20 protein-coding genes are annotated in these 19,946 nt (G+C 71.4%); 5 read left to right on the forward strand and 15 right to left on the reverse strand.

What is annotated here, in order from left to right:
• Window positions 1-140: 140 nt before the first annotated feature.
• Complete coding sequence (locus ACFHWS_RS18205) at window positions 141-2,924, reverse strand: DEAD/DEAH box helicase (RefSeq protein ID WP_416555831.1); 2,784 nt, start codon at window positions 2,922-2,924, stop codon at window positions 141-143.
• Window positions 2,925-3,147: 223 nt separating this feature from the next.
• Between ACFHWS_RS18205 and ACFHWS_RS18210 the strand changes: the two genes are divergently transcribed.
• Window positions 3,148-3,843, forward strand: coding sequence for an HAD family hydrolase (locus ACFHWS_RS18210; RefSeq protein ID WP_416555874.1), 696 nt, complete (start codon window positions 3,148-3,150; stop codon window positions 3,841-3,843).
• Here ACFHWS_RS18210 and ACFHWS_RS18215 read toward each other — a convergent pair whose 3' ends face one another.
• The 6 genes from ACFHWS_RS18215 to ACFHWS_RS18240 all read right to left on the reverse strand — a co-directional run bounded on the left by ACFHWS_RS18215 (window position 3,844) and on the right by ACFHWS_RS18240 (window position 8,519).
• Window positions 3,844-4,773, reverse strand: a complete 930-nt coding sequence (locus ACFHWS_RS18215; RefSeq protein ID WP_416555830.1) for a diacylglycerol kinase family protein — start codon at window positions 4,771-4,773, stop codon at window positions 3,844-3,846.
• Complete coding sequence (gene tatC, locus ACFHWS_RS18220; protein WP_416555829.1) at window positions 4,770-5,729, reverse strand: twin-arginine translocase subunit TatC; 960 nt, start codon at window positions 5,727-5,729, stop codon at window positions 4,770-4,772. Before tatC ends, ACFHWS_RS18215 begins: the two co-directional genes overlap by 4 nt.
• Window positions 5,730-5,747: 18 nt before the next feature.
• The gene (gene tatA / locus ACFHWS_RS18225; RefSeq protein ID WP_416555828.1) at window positions 5,748-6,050 is read right to left on the reverse strand and encodes a Sec-independent protein translocase subunit TatA; all 303 of its coding nucleotides are present in this window, start codon (window positions 6,048-6,050) and stop codon (window positions 5,748-5,750) included.
• Window positions 6,051-6,255: 205 nt separating this feature from the next.
• Complete coding sequence (locus ACFHWS_RS18230; protein WP_416555827.1) at window positions 6,256-6,510, reverse strand: hypothetical protein; 255 nt, start codon at window positions 6,508-6,510, stop codon at window positions 6,256-6,258.
• A gap of 9 nt (window positions 6,511-6,519) precedes the next feature.
• Complete coding sequence (locus ACFHWS_RS18235) at window positions 6,520-7,527, reverse strand: helix-turn-helix transcriptional regulator (RefSeq protein ID WP_416555826.1); 1,008 nt, start codon at window positions 7,525-7,527, stop codon at window positions 6,520-6,522.
• Window positions 7,524-8,519: a helix-turn-helix transcriptional regulator gene (locus ACFHWS_RS18240; protein WP_416555825.1), complete on the reverse strand. Its 996-nt coding sequence runs from the start codon at window positions 8,517-8,519 to the stop codon at window positions 7,524-7,526. Before ACFHWS_RS18240 ends, ACFHWS_RS18235 begins: the two co-directional genes overlap by 4 nt.
• A gap of 80 nt (window positions 8,520-8,599) precedes the next feature.
• On the opposite strand from ACFHWS_RS18240, the gene ACFHWS_RS18245 reads away from it, so the two are divergent.
• Window positions 8,600-9,697 (forward strand): DUF3866 family protein, encoded by a 1,098-nt coding sequence (locus ACFHWS_RS18245; RefSeq protein ID WP_416555824.1) that lies wholly within the window; start codon window positions 8,600-8,602, stop codon window positions 9,695-9,697.
• A gap of 15 nt (window positions 9,698-9,712) precedes the next feature.
• On the opposite strand, the gene ACFHWS_RS18250 is transcribed toward ACFHWS_RS18245, so the two are convergent.
• From ACFHWS_RS18250 to rfbA, 4 genes are all read right to left on the reverse strand, one after another.
• The gene (locus tag ACFHWS_RS18250; protein ID WP_416568623.1) at window positions 9,713-9,943 is read right to left on the reverse strand and encodes a hypothetical protein; all 231 of its coding nucleotides are present in this window, start codon (window positions 9,941-9,943) and stop codon (window positions 9,713-9,715) included.
• Between the two features lie 17 nt (window positions 9,944-9,960).
• Entirely contained in the window at window positions 9,961-11,319 is a 1,359-nt protein-coding gene (gene pafA / locus ACFHWS_RS18255; protein WP_123601522.1) for a Pup--protein ligase, read from the reverse strand.
• Window positions 11,320-11,409: 90 nt separating this feature from the next.
• Window positions 11,410-12,033 carry a dTDP-4-dehydrorhamnose 3,5-epimerase family protein gene (locus ACFHWS_RS18260; protein WP_416555822.1) on the reverse strand — a complete coding sequence of 208 codons (624 nt, stop codon included), beginning with the start codon at window positions 12,031-12,033 and terminating at the stop codon, window positions 11,410-11,412.
• Complete coding sequence (gene rfbA, locus ACFHWS_RS18265; RefSeq protein ID WP_416555821.1) at window positions 12,033-12,941, reverse strand: glucose-1-phosphate thymidylyltransferase RfbA; 909 nt, start codon at window positions 12,939-12,941, stop codon at window positions 12,033-12,035. The genes ACFHWS_RS18260 and rfbA overlap by 1 nt, the downstream gene beginning before the upstream one ends.
• A 205-nt stretch (window positions 12,942-13,146) precedes the next feature.
• Here rfbA and rfbB point away from each other — a divergent pair, with 205 nt between their 5' ends.
• From rfbB to ACFHWS_RS18280, 3 genes are all read left to right on the forward strand, one after another.
• Window positions 13,147-14,130, forward strand: coding sequence for a dTDP-glucose 4,6-dehydratase (rfbB, locus tag ACFHWS_RS18270; RefSeq protein WP_416555820.1), 984 nt, complete (start codon window positions 13,147-13,149; stop codon window positions 14,128-14,130).
• On the forward strand, window positions 14,127-15,011 hold the full coding sequence (rfbD, locus tag ACFHWS_RS18275) for a dTDP-4-dehydrorhamnose reductase (protein WP_416555819.1): 885 nt from the start codon (window positions 14,127-14,129) through the stop codon (window positions 15,009-15,011). Before rfbB ends, rfbD begins: the two co-directional genes overlap by 4 nt.
• Before the next feature lie 87 nt (window positions 15,012-15,098).
• On the forward strand, window positions 15,099-16,145 hold the full coding sequence (locus ACFHWS_RS18280; RefSeq protein ID WP_416555818.1) for a glycosyltransferase family 2 protein: 1,047 nt from the start codon (window positions 15,099-15,101) through the stop codon (window positions 16,143-16,145).
• A gap of 47 nt (window positions 16,146-16,192) precedes the next feature.
• Here the strand turns inward: ACFHWS_RS18280 and prcA are convergent, their stop codons facing one another.
• The 4 genes from prcA to dop form a co-directional block, all read right to left on the reverse strand.
• Window positions 16,193-17,047 (reverse strand): proteasome subunit alpha, encoded by an 855-nt coding sequence (prcA, locus tag ACFHWS_RS18285; RefSeq protein ID WP_416555817.1) that lies wholly within the window; start codon window positions 17,045-17,047, stop codon window positions 16,193-16,195.
• Window positions 17,048-17,114: 67 nt separating this feature from the next.
• Window positions 17,115-17,954 (reverse strand): proteasome subunit beta, encoded by an 840-nt coding sequence (gene prcB, locus ACFHWS_RS18290; RefSeq protein WP_416568624.1) that lies wholly within the window; start codon window positions 17,952-17,954, stop codon window positions 17,115-17,117.
• A gap of 130 nt (window positions 17,955-18,084) precedes the next feature.
• The gene (locus tag ACFHWS_RS18295) at window positions 18,085-18,300 is read right to left on the reverse strand and encodes a ubiquitin-like protein Pup (protein WP_123601515.1); all 216 of its coding nucleotides are present in this window, start codon (window positions 18,298-18,300) and stop codon (window positions 18,085-18,087) included.
• Window positions 18,301-18,401: 101 nt separating this feature from the next.
• Entirely contained in the window at window positions 18,402-19,919 is a 1,518-nt protein-coding gene (dop, locus tag ACFHWS_RS18300; RefSeq protein ID WP_416555815.1) for a depupylase/deamidase Dop, read from the reverse strand.
• Window positions 19,920-19,946 lie beyond the last annotated feature (27 nt).

The raw sequence follows: 19,946 nt of genomic DNA on the forward strand, positions 1-19,946 counted from the left end.
TGGTACTCCCCGAACCGATGGTGAGCAGCGAAAAGGGTCTTCGCAAGCGATCGTTTGGTTGTTTCGTCGGGCCGTGTCGACATTGTGATGCACCACCGGTACCGGTGATCACGGCACGCTATTCGACCGTCAACCGACAGTCACCCCGCCGTCTGGTACGCCAGCACGCCGCGCTGCAGCGCGGACACCGCCTGCGCGGCCGTCCGCGCCAGCTGCGGCGACGCACCCCGGGCCTGGGCCAGCTGCCCGAGCATGTCGGCGACCTGCCGGGCCCACCGGACGAAGTCCCCGGCCGGCATCTCCCCGTCCAGGCTGTCCCCACTGGCCAGCACCTTGGCCAGCGGCTCGCCCCGGGCCCACCGGTAGATCGGCCAGACAAAGCCGAGATCCGGCTCCCGGGTCGACTCCAGGCCGGCGGCCGCCTCGTCGGCCTCCAGGCTGGCCCAGATCGCAGTGGTGGCGTCCACCGCCACAGCGACCGCCCCCCGCGGCAGCGCCGCCCGCTCGTCGACGTCACGGCGGGCCTCGTACACCACCACCGACACCGCGGCGGCCAGCTCCGCCGGCGCCAGACCGTCCCAGACACCTCGGCGCAGGCACTCGGCGACCAGCAGGTCGGTCTCCGTCCAGATCCGGGCCAGCATCCGCCCTGCGTCGGTCACCGTACCGTCGGATGTCAGGTAGCCGCGGTCGGTCAGCAGACCGCAGACCCGGTCGAAGGTCCGGGTCAACGATCCGGTCCGGCCCGCCACCCGGGCCCGCAGCTCGTCGGTGTCGCGGGCCAGCCGGTGCCGTCGTTCTGCCCAGCGGGCATGCTCCTCCCGGTCCGGACAGCTGTGGCAGGGGTGCCGACGCAGCTCGGCCCGCAACTGGGTGATCCGGTCGTCGTCCCGGTCACCGCGCGCACGCCCCCGGCGGCGTCCGCCGTGGCGACCCAGGCCCGTCCCGGCGACCGCCGCCGCCAGATCCCGCCGGGCCGCCGGTGACCGGTGGTTGAAATGCTTTGGCACCCGGATCCGGGTCAGCACTTCCGCGGGGACGGTGAAGTCGCCGACCGACACCCGGCCCGCCCACCGGTCCTGGGTCAGCACCAGCGGGCGGGGTTCGCCGAACCCGCCCGCCCCAGGGTCCAGCACCACAGCCAACCCGGCCCGCCGGCCCGACGGCACCCGGATGACGTCACCGACCCGCAGCCGCTCCAGCGAGTCGACCGCCGCGGTGCGCCGCTGCTGCTGACCCTGCCGGGCCAGCTCCCGCTCCCGGTCGGCGATCGCCACCCGCAGATCGAAGTACGCGTCGAAATCGCCGAGGTCGCAGCGCGTCTCGACGCCGTACGCCTCGATGGTTTCGGTGTTGCGCTGCGCCTGCCGGGCCAGGCCGACCACCGACCGGTCCGCCTGGAACTGGGCGAAGGACGACTCGAGCAGTTCCCGGGCGGCGTTGAAGCCGACGGTGCCGACCAGGTTGACCGCCATGTTGTAGGACGGTCGGAAACTCGACCGCAGCGGGTAGGTCCGGGTCGAGGCGAGCCCGGCGACGTGCCGTGGATCGACCTCCGGCGACCAGACCACCACCGCGTGGCCCTCCACGTCGATGCCGCGCCGGCCGGCCCGCCCGGTCAGCTGGGTGTACTCGCCCGGGGTCAGGTCGACGTGCGCCTCCCCGTTGAACTTGACCAGCCGCTCCAGCACCACGCAGCGGGCCGGCATGTTGATCCCCAACGCCAGCGTCTCGGTGGCGAACACGGCCTTGATCAGGCCTCGGACGAACAGGTCCTCGACGACCTCCTTGAAGGCCGGCAGCATGCCGGCGTGGTGCGCGGCGAGACCGCGTTCCAGCCCGTCCAGCCAGCCCCAGTAGCCGAGCACCGACAGGTCCTCGGCCGGCAGGCTGGACAGCCGCGCCTCCACCAGCCGACGGATCTCGGCGCGCTCGTCCGGGGTGGTCAGCCGCAGACCGGCGGCCAGGCACTGGGCGACGGCGGCGTCGCACCCGGCCCGGCTGAACACGAACAGGATCGCCGGCAGCAGACCTTCCCGCTCGAGGCGTTCGATCACGTCCGCCCGCAGCGGGGGACGCCAGCGCGGGCCGCGACCACCGGACCGGCCCCAGCCTGGCCCGTGGGTACGGCCGTCACCGAGTTCCAGCCGGCGCAGCATCTCCCGGCTGTAGCGCAGCAACTCCGGATGCACGTCATGCTTACGGGCCGCGTCAGCGTCGTGGAACAGGTCGAACATCCGCCGCCCCACCAGCATGTGCTGCCACAGCGGGACAGGGCGGTGCTCGCTGACCACCACCTCGGTCTCGCCACGGACGGTGACCAGCCAGTCGGCGAACTCCTCGGCGTTGGACACCGTCGCGGACAGCGACACCAGGGTGACCGACGACGGCAGGTGGATGATCACCTCCTCCCAGACCGCTCCCCGGAACCGGTCGGCGAGGTAGTGCACCTCGTCCATCACCACGTACGCCAGGCCGTCCAGAGTGGCCGAGCCGGCGTACAGCATGTTGCGCAGCACCTCGGTGGTCATCACCACCACGGGCGCGTCGCCGTTGATCGCGTTGTCCCCGGTCAGCAGCCCCACCTGGGCGGCGCCGTACCGACCGACCAAGTCGTGGTACTTCTGGTTGGACAGTGCCTTGATCGGGGTGGTGTAGAAGCACTTACGCGGCGGGCCGCCGGCCGACGCGGCACCGGCGCGCAGCGCCAGGTGGACCGCGAACTCGCCGACCACCGTCTTACCCGCCCCGGTCGGCGCGCAGACCAGCACCCCGCTACCCCGTTCCAGGGCCTGGCAGGCGGCCCGCTGGAAGTCGTCCAGGTCGAAACCGAGATCGAGGGCGAACTCCCCGAGCGCGGGAAAGGCGGCGGCCTGCGCGGCCCGGCGGCGCGCTGCGGCGTACCGCTCGGCGGGGCTCGACATACCGCAAGATTAATCGCAGCCGGCCGGCAGTGTCCCGGTCAGGGCCCTCGTCACTCGCGGGCGCCGCCGGTCGGGCGGCGGCGCCACTCGGGTTAGGGCAACCTACCGGGCCGCCGAGCCGGCTCGATAAGGTGCAGGCGTGCCGGATCATCCCGAACGCCCCCGCCCCGACGTATCCGCCGGTCCCGGGCACGAACCGGCCGACCGGCCACGACGCCGCCCAATCGAGGCGGTCCTGTTCGACTTCCACGGCACCCTCGCCCAGGTCGAGGACCCGGTCCGCTGGGTCACCCAGGGTGCCGAGGCGTGCGGGGTGGCCCTGGACCGGGGGCGGGCTACCGTCCTCGCCGACCGGCTGCTGACCGCCGGCCGGGCAGGCGGGCCACTGCCCACCCGGGTCCCCCCGCAACTGGCCGAGGTGTGGGCCGACCGCGACCTGTATCCGCAGGCGCACCGGGCCGCGTACACCGGGCTGGCCGCGACGGTCGACAGCGGGGTGGACGGCCTGGCCGAGGCCCTCTATCAGCGGCTGCTCGGCCCGGACGGGTGGCTGCCGTACGCGGACACCGCCGCGACGTTGCGGGCCCTGCACGCCGCCGGGGTGCCGGTCGCCGTGGTCAGCAACATCGGCTTCGACATCCGTCCGCACTTCACCGCCTGGGGCCTGGCCGACCTGATCGGCGCCTGGGCGTTGTCCTACGAGGTGGGCCGCTGCAAACCCGACCCGGCGATCTTCCTGCGGGCCTGCGGGATGCTGCGGGTCGATCCGGAGCGGACCCTGATGGTGGGCGACACGCCGGCCGACGCGGGCGCCGTACGGGCCGGCTGCGCGGCGCTGGTGCTGCCGGCGGCCGACCCGGGCCGGGCCAACGGACTCGCGGCCGTGCTCGACCTGGCCACCGGCGAGCCGGACCGGTGATCACCGCAGCAGCCGCAGTGCTCCCGGCACGGCGGTGACGGTCACCGGCAGCGGCCCGAGCCGTTCGCCGTCGGCGTAGCAGACCAGGTCCGGCGCCTCGATCGTCACCTGGCGGGCCCGGAGACTGCGCACCATCGGGTGGTCGACGTGACTGCCCCTTCGGACCTGCGGTTTGATCCGGATCAGCGTACGGCGGGAGACCGGCCCGGCCACCACCACGTCGAGCAGACCGTCGGTCGGGTCGGCCGCTGGGCAGATCCGCATCCCGCCGCCGTAGCTGGCGCAGTTGCCGACCGCGACCAGGACCGCGTCGAGCTCGTCCGGCTCGCCGTCGCACATCATGCGGTAACGGCTCGGCCGCAGCCGTGCCAGCTCGACCAGGATCGCCAGATCGTAGCGGCGCGGCCCAGCCGGCCAGGGCATTCGATTGGCCCGCTCGTTGACGACCGCGTCGAACCCGGCGGCCAGCACCGCGCCGAACCACCGGTCCGGCCGGCCCGGTGCGGACACCCGGGCCAGGTCGACGGGCCGGCTCCGACCGGCGGCCAAGGCGGCGGCGATCACCGCCGCCGCACGGGCCGGATCGGCCGGGAAACCGGTGCCGGCGGCGAAGTCGTTGCCGGTGCCGGTCGGCACCGGACCCAGCGGGATGTCGGTGCCGGCGAGCGCCTGCAGGGCAAGGTGCACGGTGCCGTCGCCGCCGAGGGTCACCAGTGCGGCCGCGCCGCCGGCCACCGCGGCCCGGCAGGCGCTCGCTGCCTGGTCGGCGGCGACGGCGGTGAGCAGCCGCACCGGCCGACCGGTCGCCGCCAGCAGGTCACGGACCAGCGGCAGGACGGCCGAGTGCCGGCCACGGCCGGCACTCGGGTTCGTCAGCACCGCGACCGCGCCGGGCACGACGGCGGACGGACCGCCGGCCGGACCGGTCACGTCATGTCGTCGTAGCGACGCTCGATCGGCAACGGTTTCGGCACCGGCTGGGTCGGCACGACCGGGGTGACCGTCTCGGTGCGGTCGGCGACCGACACCGGCTGCGGGTCGTCGTCCAGCGGTGACGCCTCGTCGTCGTCCAACCCGGCGTAGACCTCCTTGCCGCGGCCACGACGCTTGTCGTTGAGGAAAGCCACCCCGACCGCGACGAAGTACAACAGCGCCAGACACAACGCCAGCAGGGTCATCCCGAACGGACCCGGGTCCGGACTGGCGATCGCAGCGAACGCGAAGCAGACGAAGACCACCGCACGCCACCAGCTGAGCAGACGTCGCCCGCTGACCACGCCGGTGAAATTGAGCATCAGCAGCACCAGCGGGAACTCGAACGCGACCCCGAACAGCAGGATCATCGTGGTCACGAACGAGATGTACCGGGTCACCTCGAGCTGGGTGGACACCCCGGTGACACCGGCCTCGAGCAGGAACGCCAGCCCCTTGTCGACGACGAAGTAGGCCAGCGCCGCGCCGGCGACGAACAACGGCGCGGCGATCGAGACGAAGACGTACGCCCACTTGCGCTCGTGCCGGTGCAGGCCGGGCGCGATGAACGCCCAGAGCTGGTAGAGCCAGACGGGTCCGGCGACGATCAGGCCGAGCCAGAGCGCCAGCTTCAGCTTCAGGACGAGGCCGGCAGCCGGGGACAGCTGCAGGAATTCCCGGCAGGTGCCGTCTGCGGTTGTCTCGCCTGTGCCGGGCAACTCGCAGTACGGCTGCTTGAGCAGCTGGTACACCGGATCGGCGAGGAAGTAACCGACGATCAGCCCGACGACGATGGCCAGCGAGGCCCAGAACAGTCGGGTACGCAGCTCACGGAAGTGCTCGATCAGGGTCATCGAGCCGTCGGAGGCACGGTCGAACTTGCTCGGACCGCGCCGACGCAGGGCGAAGCCCACGGCAGGAGACCTTTCCGGTCAGTTGGCGTCGCGGACGCGCTGCGGCTGATCGGCCGTCGGGGCCGGCGGTGGCTGGTAGCCCGGCTGGTGCACGCTGGTCGGCTCGATCACCGGCTCGGCCTGGTACGGCGCACGGCCGTGCTGAGCGTCGGCCTTCTCGGCGAGGTCCTTGTCGTCGTCGGCGAGGCTCTTCGTCTCGGCCTTGATGATCCGCAGGGATCGGCCGAGCGACCGCGCCGCGTCCGGCAGCCGCTTGGCGCCAAAGAGCAGGATCAGCACGACCACAAGTACGGCGATGTGCCACGGCTTCAGGGCATGCATGGCATAGCTCCAGTCGGTGCGTCGGTGGTGACGAGCCCATCGTACGTGCGTTCGCCGGGTCCGCCACCTGCCAGACCGGGTCAATCTGGCGGGGTTCGGTGGAGTCTCAACCACGATCAACTGACTCGTCAACCACGGACGGCGCAACGCTGACCGGCGCTTCGCAGGCACTGGACGAACAGGCCAGGCCGGCGTGACCGGCTGGTCAGCCGCAGCCGTCCGGCCGGTCCCCGGGCCGTCCGGGCCGTGGACCCGTGGCCGCCAGGCTTTGCTCCAGCTTCGCCAGCCGCAGCTGCAACTGCTCGGCCTGCGCAGCCAACGCCTCCGCTTCGTCCTGGCGGCGCTGCAGGGCGAGCGCGGCACGGCGCAGCGCCGGCAACCGGGTCAGCACCGGACGGACCGCCGCGACGAGCACCAACAGCGCGCATCCCAGCACGGCGAGAACGATCCAGGTCAGCACCTGAGCAGACTAGCCGCTAGCGGACAGGTCCGCAGCCGGTGCACCACCGGGAACGGCGTACGCGGCAAGCGCGGCGGACGCGGCCGCGTGCACCTGCGCGACCAACTGCGCCGGAGCGACCACCGTGACGTCGGGGCCCAGCCCGAGGACGAACCGGCGGGCCCAGGCCAGGTCGGTGACCCGCATGGTGACCAGCCACTCGCCGTTCGGTTCGACCCGGACGTCCTCGCACGGGTAGTACTCGGTGATCCACCGGCCGCACCGGCCGACCCGCAGAACCACCAACGGTAGGCCCGGCGTCGGTTGGAACGCGGCCTCCCGGGGCTCGTGCCGACCGGCCTGCGGCGGTACGGCGGCCGGCTGGTCCAGCTCGACCAGGGCGTCGACCCGGTCGGCCCGGAACAGCCGGACCGCCTCGGCCCGCCGGCACCAGGCCTCCAGGTAGCCCCGACCGCCGATCATGAGCACCCGGATCGGGTCGACGACCCGATCCGTGGTTTCGTCGCGGGCCGCCGTGTAGTAGGTGATCCGCACCGCCCGGCCGCTCTGTGCCGCCGACCGCAGCCGGTCCAACCGGGCCGTGTCAGCGGGCAGGCGTACCGCCACCGGGGCACCGGCCGACTCGCCCGCCGCGTCCTCAATTTTGGCCAGCGCACGCTCCACAGCGTCCCGGTTGGCCAGCCCCGGCGTCTCGGCCAGCATCCGCAGCGCCACCACCAGGGCGAGGGCCTCGTCCGGCGTCAGCCGCAACGGTCGGTCGATGCCGGCGTCGTAGGTGATCGTCACCCGGTCGCCATCGAACGCCATGTCGATCAGGTCGCCCGGACCGTAGCCGGGCAGCCCGCACACCCACAGCAGCTCTAGGTCCTCCCGCAGTTGACGCGCGCTGGTGCCCAGGTCGGCGGCGGCTTGGGCGATCTCCACGCCCGGCCGGGCCAGCAGGTAGGGCACCAGGTTGAGCAACCGGGCGAGCCGGTCGGCGGAGGCCCGCGAGCCGGTCGGTCGGGACGTGGTCACCCTCGCACCTCCGCACCGGCCGGCTGGTGCGCCACCACGATCTCCTTCAGCCGCTGGATCACCAGCTCGCGCAGCTCCGGCGGATCGAGCACCCGCACGTCGGCGCCGTACCTGGCCAGCTGGCCGGCGAGCGCCTCCGGCTCGGCGTAGCGCAGGGTCAGCTGGTCTCCATCGGGGCCCGGGACGCAGGACTCCGCACCGCGCCGCAGGCCGGCAGCCCGGCCCGGCCCGGCCAGCACGGTAGCCACGCCGGTACGTTCGACCGGGTCCGACCAGCGGGCGACGTGACTGATCAGGTCGACGCCGGTCGGCGGGGAAAAACTGGCGGCCCGACCGGTGAGCCGCACCGCGCCCACCACCCGGGACAGGCGGAAGCAGCGGGTAGCCTCGCGGTCCTGGTCGTGGCCGACCACGTACCAGCGGCCCCGCCAGCAGACTACCCCCCAGGGCTGCAGCCGCCGCCGGGTGGGGGTGTCGCCGCTCGGCACCCGGTAGTCGAAGGTCACCGGACGCCGGTCACGGGCCGCGGCGGTCAACGCGGCGAACGCCGGGTCGACCGTGACCACCGGTTCCACCCCGAGGGTGGCCTGCGGATCCACGTCGATGCCGGCGGCCCGCAACTTGGCCAGTCCGGACGAGGCGGCGGCGGCCAGCCCGGCATGCTGCCACAGCCGGGCGGCGATGCCGACCGCGGCGGCCTCCTCCGGCTCCAGCGGAATCTCCGGCAGCGCGTACTCGCGGTGGGCGATCCGGTAGCCCGGTTCGCTGTCGAAGGCGCTGGCCGCGCCGGTCTCCAGCGGCACGCCGAGGTCGCGCAGCTCCGCCTTGTCCCGCTCGAACTTGCGCTGGAACGCCTCGTGGTCACGGACGTCGGACGGATCGTGTTCGTAGCCGGGTACGGTCGCGGCGATCTGCGCGGCGGTCAGGAAGCGCCGCGTCGACAACAGGCAGATCACGAGATTGACCAGGCGTTCGGTCCGGTTGCGGGACACGGCACGACGCTAGCAGTGTCGGCGGTGCAGCGACCGCCCCGCCCGGCCGCTGCACGGGGGCGCAGGTTAGCGTGCCCGGCATGGTGCGATGGCGTGACGGCATGGTCACCGCGGTCCGGCGGCGGTGGCGTGGGGCGGTCGAACTGGACGTCGCCGTCGACGGGGAGCCGGTGCGCGCGGTGGCCTATCCGGCGCTGGTCGGCGAACCCGAACCCGGCGACCGGGTGCTGCTGAACGTCTCGGCACTGCTGATGGGGCTCGGCACCGGCGGGTACGCCCTGGTGGTGGCGGTGCCGGACCGGCTGCCGCCGGACCCGCCGGGCGGGCGGGACCGCTCCGACGGGCATCTGGTGAAGGCCCGGTACACCCCGCTGCAGGCGATCGTGTGCGGGGTCGACGAGGAGGCGTCACCGCACCGGCAGGTGCTGGTTGACGCCGAGGACCTGGCCGGGATGCCGGTGGTCACCGCCGACCTGCACTCGGCGCTGCCGGCGATCGTCGCCGGCGTCCTCGCCGACCGGCCTCGGCTGCGGGTCGGGTACGTGATGACCGACGGCGGGGCGCTGCCCGCTGGCTTCTCCCGGACCCTCGACGGGCTGTCCGCAACGCTGGCCGGCACGGTCACCGTGGGCCAGTGCTTCGGCGGCGATCTGGAGGCCGCCACCGTGCACAGCGGGCTGCTGGCGGCCCGGCACGTGCTGGCCGCCGACGTGGCGGTGGTCTGCCAGGGTCCGGGCAACCTCGGCACCGGCACCAGATGGGGTTTCTCCGGCGTCGGGGTGGGCGAGGCGGTCAACGCCGCCGCCGTACTCGGCGGGCAGCCGGTCGGCGCGCTGCGCATCTCCGCCGACGACCCTCGGCCGCGCCACCGCGGCCTGTCGCACCACAGCAGCACCGCGTACGGGCGGGTGGCGCTCGCTCCGGCGGACCTGGTGGTCCCGGCGGACCTGCCGGCGGAGATCGCCGACGACGTGGCGACCGCGTTGGGTCAACTGGTGGCGCCGACCGGCCGGCACCGTGCGGTACGGGTCGCCACCGACGGTCTCGACGCGGCGTTGCGGGCCAGCCCGGTGCCGCTGCGGACCATGGGCCGGGACCTGGCCGGCGACCACGCCTACTTCCTGGCCGGCGCGGCCGCCGGCCGGCACGCGGCGGCGCTCGCCAGCGGTGACGGCTGACCCGGCGGCACCGGCTCAGCTGACGATGATCAGGACCACCCAGGCAGCCAGGATGAGCGCCAACCCCGTGGCGAGCACCCAGGTGGGCACGGTGTACTCGCCGCGCCGGTTGCGGGCGATCTCTGCGGCGATCTTGTTGCGCCGCCGCTCGAGCCAGGTCTCGGTCCGGGGAAACGGACTCGGCCGGCCGGTGGCGGACGGCGGCGGCGGCGGCGGCGCGGGATCGTCGCGGGTGGGGTCAACCATCGTCCGTGAGCCTACCGTCACATGCTCGCAATCAGCCGCTCCACCCGCTCGTCGTAGGCCCGGAACGGGTCCTTGCACAGCACGGTGCGCTGCGCCTGGTCGTTCAGCTTGAGGTGGACCCAGTCGACGGTGAAGTCCCGCCGCTTCTCCTGGGCGTGCCGGATGAACTCCCCACGCAGCCGGGCCCGGGTGGTCTGCGGCGGGGTCTCCTTGGCCTCGAAGATTTCCGGGTCGGTGGCCACCCGGTCGACCTGGCCGCGCCGCTCCAGCAGCGCGTACAGCCCGCGGCCGCGGCGCAGGTCGTGGTACGCCAGATCCATCTGGGCGACCCGCGGATGGGACAGCGGCAGATCGTGCTTGCGCTGATAGCGCTCGATCAGCTTCAACTTGGTCACCCAGTCAATCTCCCGGGCGACCGGGTCCAGGTCGCCGGTCTCGACCGCCCGCAGTGCCCTGCCCCACAGCTCGACGACCCGTTTGGCGGTCTGGTCGCCGCCCCGGCGTTCGACGAACTCCGTCGCCCGGGCCAGGTACTCCTGCTGAATCTCCAGCGCGCTGACCTCCTTGTTGGAGGCTAGGCGGATCTTGCGCCGGCCGGTGATGTCGTGGGAGACCTCGCGGATCGCCCGGATCGGGTTCTCCAACGACAGGTCCCGCATGACGACGCCGGCTTCGATCATCCGCAGCACGATGTCCGCGCTGCCGACCTTGAGCAGCGTGGTCACCTCGTTCATGTTGGAGTCGCCGACGATGACGTGCAGCCGGCGGTACCGCTCGGCGTCGGCGTGCGGTTCGTCGCGGGTGTTGATGATCGGCCGGGACCGGGTAGTCGCCGAGGAGACGCCCTCCCAGATGTGCTCGGCCCGCTGGGACAGACAGTAGACCGCCCCGCGCGGTGTCTGCAGCACCTTGCCTGCACCGCAGATGAGCTGCCGGGTGACCAGGAACGGGATGAGCACGTCCGCCAGCCGACCGAACTCGCCGTGCCGGGAGACGAGATAGTTCTCGTGGCAGCCGTACGAGTTGCCGGCCGAGTCGGTGTTGTTCTTGAACAGGTAGATCTCGCCGGCGATGCCCTCGTCGTGCAGCCGCTTTTCGGCATCCACCAGCAGCCCTTCGAGGATCCGCTCGCCTGCCCGGTCGTGCGCCACCAGGTCGGTGACCGAGTCACACTCCGGCGTGGCGTACTCCGGGTGGGATCCGACGTCGAGGTAGAGCCGGGCCCCGTTGCGGAGGAAGACGTTGCTGGACCGCCCCCAGGAGACCACCCGGCGGAACAGGTAGCGCGCCACCTCGTCCGGCGACAGCCGCCGCTGGCCGCGGTAGGTGCAGGTGACACCGTACTCGGTTTCGAGCCCGAAGATTCGCCGTTCCATGACCAGACATTAGCCGCCCCGAGGGCTCCGTGGTCAGTCTCGGGCGACCTGTCAGACGAACTACGCCCGACAGGTCGCTTTCGCGCAGAGTTATTGGCCAGATGCGTACGGCGACTCGCCGGCGGTGAGCCGGGCGACGAACTCCCGACAACGGCCGTAATCGGGCAACAGGCCGTCGGCGCGGGCCTGGGCCAGTGTCGGGGCCGCGTCGTCGCGGGCGGACAGCTGTGGCGCGGCGACCGGCCAGTCGATGGCCAGGTCGGCGTCAAGAGGATGCACGCCGTGCTCGGCGCGCGGGTTGTAGGTGGTCGAGCAGAGATAGTTCAGGGTGGCGTCGTCGGACATCGCGCAGAACCCGTGACCGAGTCCTTCGCTGAGGTAGACCGCGCGGCGGTCCACGTCGTCTAGCCGCACCGCCGTCCATCGGCCGAACGTCGGTGAACCGACCCGCAGGTCGACGACCACGTCGACCACCGCGCCCCGTACGCAGCTGATGTACTTGGCCTGGCCAGGCGGCACATCGGCGAAGTGGATGCCCCGAACGACGCCGCGCGCCGAGACCGACAAATTGCCCTGGGCCAGCCGCAGCGGGTGCCCGACCGCCCCGGCCAGGTGGTCGAAGCGGTACCATTCCAGGAACAGCCCACGTGGGTCACCGTGCTGCTGCGGGGTGACCTCCCAGGCGCCCTCGACCTCGAGTTCCCGAATCTTCATCACGCCTCCTCAGCCGGTACGGCGTCGGACAACCGGTGGTCGTGGCGCTCCTCGAGCAGGCTTAACAGGTAGTCGCCGTAACCGCTCTTGGTCAGCGGCTCGGCGAGGGCACGCAGCTGACCGTCGTCGATCAGTCCGGCGCGCCAGGCGGACTCCTCGATGCAGCCGATCTTCATGCCTTGGCGTTCCTCGATCACCCGGACGAACTCAGCGGCCTGCATCATCGAATTGAACGTGCCGGTGTCCAGCCAGGCCGTCCCTCGGTCCAGCACGGTCACCGACAGCTGACCGGCCCGGCGGTACGCCTCGTTGACCGCAGTGATCTCCAGTTCGCCGCGGTCACTCGGTTTCAGCCCTGCGGCGATCTCCACCACCTGGTTGTCGTAGAAGTACAGTCCGGGCACCGCGTAGCGCGACCGAGGCTGCTTCGGCTTCTCCTCGATCGACAGGACCCGGCCGGCGGCGTCGAAGTCGACCACGCCGTACGCCTCGGGGTTGGCCACCGGATAGGCGAAGATCAGGCCGCCGGTCAGGTCGGCGTGGTCGGACAACTTCCGGCCCAGACCGATGCCGTGGAAGATGTTGTCGCCCAGGATCAGCGCGACGGACTCATCGCCGATGAAGTCCGCGCCGAGCACGAACGCCTGGGCGATGCCCTCCGGCCGGGGCTGCGCCCGGTAGCTCAGCCGCAGACCGAACTGCGCGCCGTCACCGAGCAGTCGCCGGAACTGCGGTTGATCCTCCGGTGTGGTCACAACCAGGATCTCCTGGATGCCGGACATGATCAGGGTGGCGAGCGGGTAGTAGATCATCGGCTTGTCGAAGATCGGCATGAGCTGTTTCGACACAGCGCGAGTGATCGGCCAGAGCCGAGATCCGGTACCGCCGGCGAGTAGGATTCCACGCACGGCGGGAGCCTACCGGCCTGAACACCCACAGCAACCGTCAACGGGCTGCCTGTACGGGCCGGTCGCGGATGTCGGACCCTTCGTCCGACACCTGCTGGGCCGGTCGTGCACCAGTCCATTACCGGTCCCGGCGGGCACATCGTCGGATAGCCGTCACCGGCGATGCCCGGTCGACGGTACCGGTGTCCCGTAGACTCCCGAACCTGTGAGAGTCCTCGTCACCGGCGGTGCCGGCTTCATCGGTTCCGAATTCGTCCGGATGCTGCTCACCGATCCGAACGCCCCGGTCAGTCCGGCTACGGTAACCGTGCTGGACAAGTTGACCTATTCCGGCAATCTCGCCAATCTGGCCCCGGTCCGCGACGACCCACGGCTGACCTTCGTCCAGGCGGACATCTGCGACGCCGACGCCGTCGACCGGGCACTCGCCGGACACGACATGGTGGTGCACTTCGCCGCCGAGTCGCACGTCGACCGGTCGATCACCGGTGCTGCGGAGTTCGTGACCACCAACGTGGTGGGCACCCAGACCCTGCTCGACGCGGCGCTGCGCCACGGGGCGGACCGGTTCGTGCACGTCTCGACCGACGAGGTGTACGGGTCGATCGACGAAGGGTCATGGACCGAGGACTGGCCGTTGTCGCCGAACTCGCCGTACTCCGCGTCCAAGGCCGGCTCCGACCTGCTGGCCCTGGCCTACCACCGGACACACGGCATGGACGTCGTGGTGACTCGCTGCTCCAACAACTACGGGCCGTACCAGTTCCCGGAGAAGGTCATCCCGCTGTTCGTCACCAACCTGCTGGACGGCGGTACGGTGCCGCTGTACGGCGACGGCGGCAACATCCGGGACTGGCTGCACGTGCGGGACCACTGCGTGGGCATCGCGCTGGTCGCCGCCGGCGGGCGCGCCGGCGAGGTGTACCACATCGGCGGCGGGACCGAACTGACCAACAAGGAGCTCACCGCCCGGCTGCTGGACGCATGTGGGGTGGGATGGGAACGGGTCGTCCCGGTCACCGACCGCAAGGGGCACGACCGGCGCTACTCGCTGGACATCGGCAAGATCTCCCGTGAACTGGGCTACACCCCGAGTGTCACGCTGGACGAAGGACTGGCCGGCACGGTCCGCTGGTACCGGGAGAACCGGTCCTGGTGGGAGCCGCTGAAGAAGCCCGTGGCGTCGTGACCGCCGCCGACCGGTGGCTGGTCACCGGTGCCGGTGGGATGCTGGGGCGGGATCTGCTGGCCGCGTTGGCCGACCACCGGGACACCCGGTCGGTGACCGCGCTGACCCGTACCGATCTGGACATCACCGACCCGGTGGCGGTCGCTGCCGCAGTCGACGGGCACCAGCTGGTGATCAACGCCGCAGCGTGGACCGACGTGGACGGCGCGGAGGAGGCAGAGGACGCCGCCACCGCCGTCAACGGCACCGCCGTGGCGCATCTGGCCCAGGCGTGCGCCGACCGTGGGGCGCACCTGGTGCACGTCTCCACCGACTACGTGTTTGCCGGTGACGGCACCTCCCCGTACCCGGAGGATGCCCCGACCTCGCCGGTCAACGGCTACGGCCGCAGCAAGCTCGTCGGCGAGCAGGCCGTCGCCCGACTACTGCCGCAGCGCGGCTACGTGGTGCGGACCGCGTGGCTCTACGGAGCGCACGGACCGAACTTCGTCACGACCATGCTGCGGCTGGCCGGTGAGCGCGAACACCTCGACGTCGTCGACGACCAGCATGGTCAGCCGACCTGGTCGTACGCCCTCGCCGGACAGCTCGTCGCGCTGGCCGGGGCGGCGGTCGCCGGCACGGCCCCCGCCGGGATCTACCACGGTACGGCGAGCGGGCAGACGAGCTGGTGTGGGCTGGCCCGGGAGGCGTTCGCACTGCGCGGCCTCGACCCGACGCGGATCCGCCCCACCACCAGTGCCAACTTCCGCCGGCCCGCCGCCCGGCCGGCGTACTCGGTGCTCGGACATCGGCGTTGGGCGCTCGCCGGGCTACCGGTCATGGCAGACTGGCGGAGCATGCTCTCCACCGCGTTGCGCGACCCGGCGTTCGGCGGCTGACCTCCACGGGCCACCGGACCAGCCGGCAGGACAGGCACGCCGCGCCAGAGGCGGCCCGGATTTCCCAGGCCCAGGAGAGAAACCGACATGTCGGAAATAAACCCTGAATCCAGTACGCCGTCCGACCTGCCCCGGGTCAGTGCCGTCGTGCTGGCCTGGGGCGCGGAACCGCTGCTGCGCCGATCGGTGGAAGCCCTGCTCGCCTCGGTGAAGATCGACGTCGACGTGGTGTTGGTCGACAACGGATGCACCACCGACGATGTCACCGTGCTGCGGGAGGTACCCGGCGTCACGGTGGTCGGCGACGGCAGCAACGTCGGCTTCTCCGCCGGCTGCAACATCGGCGTGGCCGCTGCCGACGGCGAGTACGTGGCGCTGGTCAACGGCGACGCGGTGGTCGAGCCGACCACCCTCGCCCGGCTGGTGGAGGAGCTCACCGACCCAAGCATCGGCATCGCCGCCGGCGCGGTGCGCCTGGCCGACGAGCCGGACCTGCTCAATTCTCGCGGCAACGAGGTGCACGTGCTCGGGTTGAGTTGGATCGGCGGATTCCGCGAGCGGGAGACCCGCACCGAGCCGACCGAGACCGCCGGCGCGATGGGCGCCTGCCTGGTGACCCGGCGGGCGCACTGGGACCGGCTGAAGGGGTTCGACCCGCACTACTTCGCCTACCACGAGGACGCGGACCTGTCGATCAGAACCTGGCGGGTCGGTCTGCGAGTGGTCAACGTACCGGACGCGGTAGCGCTGCACCGCTACGAGTTCAGCCGCAACAGCTTCAAGTTCTACCTTGTCGAACGCAATCGGGTGATGTTCGTGGCCACGACATGGGGCGCCCGGTCGCTGGTGCTGCTCGGCCCGCCGTTGCTGGCCCTGGAGTTGGCGATGCTGGCGCTGGCGGCCCGGCAGGGTTGGCTGGCCGACAAGCTTCGCGGCTATCGGTGGCTGTGGCAGCATCGGGACCATCTGCGGCGACGTCGGGCGCGGCTGCAGGCCGAGCGAACCGTCCCGGACCGGGTGTGGATGCGGGTCCTCACCGATCGGCTGGACACCCCGCTGATCAACCCGCCGGGCAGGACGGTGTTCAACGCCGTGCTGTCCGCGTACTGGCGGACGGTGCGGCGCTGGGTGTGACGCACCGGGCCGAGACGCGGCCCTGGCGCGGCACACCTCGCGCCCGGTCAGTCCTGTTCGGTGGTGCCGGAGTCGCCGGCAGGGTCCTCCAGGTCGGCGGAGGCAGCCGAGGAGGTCGGCTTCTCCGGCGTCGACTCGGGCACCCGGGGACCACCGGACCCGCCCGCTTCTGCTGACGAGGGCTCGTCCGCCGAGGCGGCGGCACCGCCGTCGAGCAGTGCGGTCAACGCGGCACCGGTGATCCGACGGAAGGTCCGGCCACGGCGGCGGCGGTCGAGCACCGCCACCTCCAGCTGGTCGGCGGCGATGCTGCGGGTCGCGCCGTTCTCGCCGCCCACTTCGGCCAGGGCCCGCACCGCGAGCCCGACGGCGTCGGACAGCGACATGTCGGGACGATGGTCGGTCCGCAGCACACCGGCGATCGTCTCGGCATGGCCGCCCATCGCCATCCACCCCGGCTCGTCGGTGACTGAGCCGTCGTAGGTCAGCCGGTAGATCTCGTCAGCGGCCGGCTCCAGCCCGACCTCGGCGACGCAGATCTCCACCTCGAACGGCTTCGACTGCTCGGTGAAGATCGACCCAAGGGTCTGCGCGAACGCGTTGGCCAGCGCCCGCCCGGTCACGTCGCGACGGTCGTAGCTGAGGCCGTTCAGGTCGGCCATCCGCACCCCCGCCCGGCGCAGATTCTCGAACTCGTTGTACCGGCCGACGGCGGCGAACCCGATCCGGTCGTAGATCTCGCTCACCTTGTGCAGGGCGCTGGACAGGTTCTCGGCGACGAACAGCACACCGCCCTCGAAGCTCAGCACCAGCGCGCTACGGCCCCGGGCGATGCCCTTGCGGGCAAGCTCGGAACGGTCCCGCATGATCTGCTCGGGCGAGGCGTAGAACTGCATTGCCACGGCGGCGGCTCTCCTTCGACCAGGTGGTAACGACTACAGCGGACGAGACAAGTCGGCGTTCGCGGGTTCAGCCGCCCGGATTCTCGGTACGCGCGGCGACGACCGCCTCGGTGATCTGGGCCAACTCGGCGTCGGTGAGCCGGTGGGTGCCGACCGCCGTCGCGGTCATCACCACCGGGAAGATCCGGCGGGTGAGGTCCGGGCCGCCGGTGGCGGTGTCGTCGTCGGCGGCGTCGTACAGCGCCTCCACTGCGAGGCGGACCGCGTCGGCGCTGCTCAACCCGGAACGGTACCGCTTCTTCAAGGCCGCTTTCGCGAACAGCGATCCGGAGCCGATCGCGTCGAAACCGGTGGTCTCGTACGGACCGCCGGTGACGTCGAAGCTGAAGATTCGGCCGGCCCCGGCCGGATCGGTGGCGGCCAGGTCGAACCCGGCGAACAGCGGCACCACGGCCAGCCCTTGCAGCGCGGCACCGAGGTTGTTGCGGATCATCGACGCGAGGCGGTTCGCCTTACCGTCCAGGGAAAGGACGGCGCCCTCCATCTTCTCGTAATGTTCCAGCTCGACCTGGAACAGCCGCATCAGCTCGATGCCGGTGCCGGCGGTGCCGGCGATGCCGATCAACGAGTAGGCGTCAGCGGGATGCACCTTCTCGATGTCCCGGTTGGCGATCAGGTTGCCCATCGTCGCCCGGCGGTCACCAGCCATCACCACGCCTTCGGCGGTGACGAGCGTGACGATCGTCGTGGCGTGCGGACCGACGTCCGCGGACAGCCCGGGCGGCAGTGGGCGGCGCCCCGGCAGCAGATCCGGTGCGGCCGACGCCAGGAACTGGGTGAAGGAAAACGTTCCCGCGTTGATGAACACGTCCGGAGAGCGTCCGGCTGGATCGAATCCCGCTGCCACGTGGTCCCTCTCTGCAGAACGTGATCGCCTGACCGGGCCGCCGTGCCGGCACGGTGCCGGTCGAGGCCACCGGTGTGTTGGAGCAGACTAGCGTGCGCACCCGCTGGGTGCGATCTTCACCGCCGGCGAGCTACTCGCCGCCCTTCTGAACGTAGCCGCGGACGAACTCCTCAGCGTTCTCTTCGAGCACCGAGTCGATCTCGTCGAGCAGGTCATCGACGTCCTCGGTGATCTCGGCGTGCCGCTGCGCGGCCTCCGGATCCGTCTCGGTGACCGTCTCGTCGACTTCCTCGGCCCGGCGGGACTTGCCGGACTGGGACTGACCGCCGCTGTCACGGGTAGCCATCAGGTGCCTCCTCCACACGATCGCCTAGGTGAAACTTACCTCGCGGTGGCGACGGAACCGGCCCGCGTCGGCCACGTTCGCGCCGAGCGAACCTGGCCGGCTCAATCGCCGGTGAGCACCTCCAGCAGGTCCTTGGCGCTGGCGCACCGGTCGAACAGGTCGCCCACGTGGGCCTGGGTCCCCCGCTCCGGCTCCATCATCGGCACCCGGACCAGCGACTCCCGGCCCACGTCGAAGATGACCGAGTCCCAGCTGGCGGCGACCACCTCGGAGGCGTACTGCGCCAGGCACCGGCCGCGGAAGTAGGCCCGGGTGTCCGGTGGCGGCTCGACCATCGCGGCGCGGGTGGCGCTGTCGTCGAGCAGGGTACGCATCGCTCCCCGACCCACCAGGCGGTGGTAGAGGCCCTTCTCCGGCCTGACGTCGGCGTACTGCAGGTCGACCAGCTGCAGTTTCGGCGAGGCCCAGGAGAGCCCTTCCCGCTCCCGGTAGCCGTCGAGCAGCCGCAGTTTCGCGACCCAGTCCAGCTCCTGCGCGCAGGACATCACATCCCGTCCCAGCCGGTCGAGCACGTCCTCCCAGCGGTCCAGCACGTCAGCCGTGGCCTCGTCGAGGTCGGTGCCGTACCGATCGTCGACGAACGCCCTGACCCGTTCGTAGAACGCCCACTGCAGATCGAGCGCGGTGAGCCGGCGGCCGTCGCGCAGCCGCATCAGATGCGCCAGGGACGGATCGTGGCTCACCGCCTTGAGCTCGGCCACCGGGTCGGCGATGCCCAGATCGGCGCCGAGCGCCTTCTCCTCGATCATGGTCAGGATCAACGAGGTGGTGCCGAGCTTCAGGTAGGTGGAGATCTCCGAGAGGTTGGCGTCGCCGATGATCACGTGCAGCCGGCGGTACTTGTCGGCGTCGGCGTGCGGTTCGTCCCGGGTGTTGATGATCGGCCGCTTCAGCGTCGTCTCCAGGCCCACCTCGACCTCGAAGAAGTCGGCCCGCTGGGAGATCTGGAACCCCGCCTGGGAGCCGTCCTGGCCGATACCGACCCGGCCCGCCCCGCAGACGATCTGCCGGGTGACGAAGAACGGCGTCAGGTACGCCACGATGTCGGCGAACGGCGTCTGCCGACGCATCAGGTAGTTCTCGTGGGCGCCGTAGCTGGCGCCCTTGTTGTCGGTGTTGTTCTTGTAGAGCTGAATGGGGTGCGAACCGGGGATGGTCGCCGCGCGGCGGGCCGCCTCCGCCATCACCCGCTCCCCCGCCTTGTCCCACCGGACCAGGTCCAGCGGGTTGGTGACCTCGGGGGTGGAGTACTCGGGGTGGGCGTGGTCGACGTAGAGCCGGGCGCCGTTGGTGAGGATCACGTTGGCCAGGCCCAGATCCTCGTCGGCGAGGGCCTCCGCCGGGTCGTAGGCCGCCCCCGAGTAGGTGAAGCCCCGGGCGTCACGCAGCGGCGACTCCTCCTCGTAGTCCCACCGGGCCCGACCTCCCCGGTTCAGCTCGGGTCGGGCGCCGTAGGCGTTGACCACCTGGGAGGAAGTGACCATCGGGTTGGCTCCGGGCTGGCCAGGCACGGAGATCCCGTACTCCACCTCGGTGCCCATGATCCGCCGCACACTCATGCCGTTACCTCATCGCTTCCGTCGGCG

Source organism: Micromonospora sp. LOL_013 (genome assembly GCF_048060315.1).
Lineage (GTDB): Bacteria > Actinomycetota > Actinomycetes > Mycobacteriales > Micromonosporaceae > Micromonospora_E.

Coding starts and splice junctions, on each gene's coding strand:
- ACFHWS_RS18205 (WP_416555831.1), bottom strand. CDS start 2,924: ATGTCGAGCCCCGCCGAGCGGTACGCCGCAGCGCGCCGCCGGGCCGCG.
- tatA (WP_416555828.1), bottom strand. CDS start 6,050: ATGCATGCCCTGAAGCCGTGGCACATCGCCGTACTTGTGGTCGTGCTG.
- ACFHWS_RS18245 (WP_416555824.1), top strand. CDS start 8,600: ATGGTGCGATGGCGTGACGGCATGGTCACCGCGGTCCGGCGGCGGTGG.
- ACFHWS_RS18250 (WP_416568623.1), bottom strand. CDS start 9,943: ATGGTTGACCCCACCCGCGACGATCCCGCGCCGCCGCCGCCGCCGCCG.
- pafA (WP_123601522.1), bottom strand. CDS start 11,319: ATGGAACGGCGAATCTTCGGGCTCGAAACCGAGTACGGTGTCACCTGC.
- ACFHWS_RS18260 (WP_416555822.1), bottom strand. CDS start 12,033: ATGAAGATTCGGGAACTCGAGGTCGAGGGCGCCTGGGAGGTCACCCCG.
- ACFHWS_RS18280 (WP_416555818.1), top strand. CDS start 15,099: ATGTCGGAAATAAACCCTGAATCCAGTACGCCGTCCGACCTGCCCCGG.
- ACFHWS_RS18295 (WP_123601515.1), bottom strand. CDS start 18,300: ATGGCTACCCGTGACAGCGGCGGTCAGTCCCAGTCCGGCAAGTCCCGC.
- dop (WP_416555815.1), bottom strand. CDS start 19,919: ATGAGTGTGCGGCGGATCATGGGCACCGAGGTGGAGTACGGGATCTCC.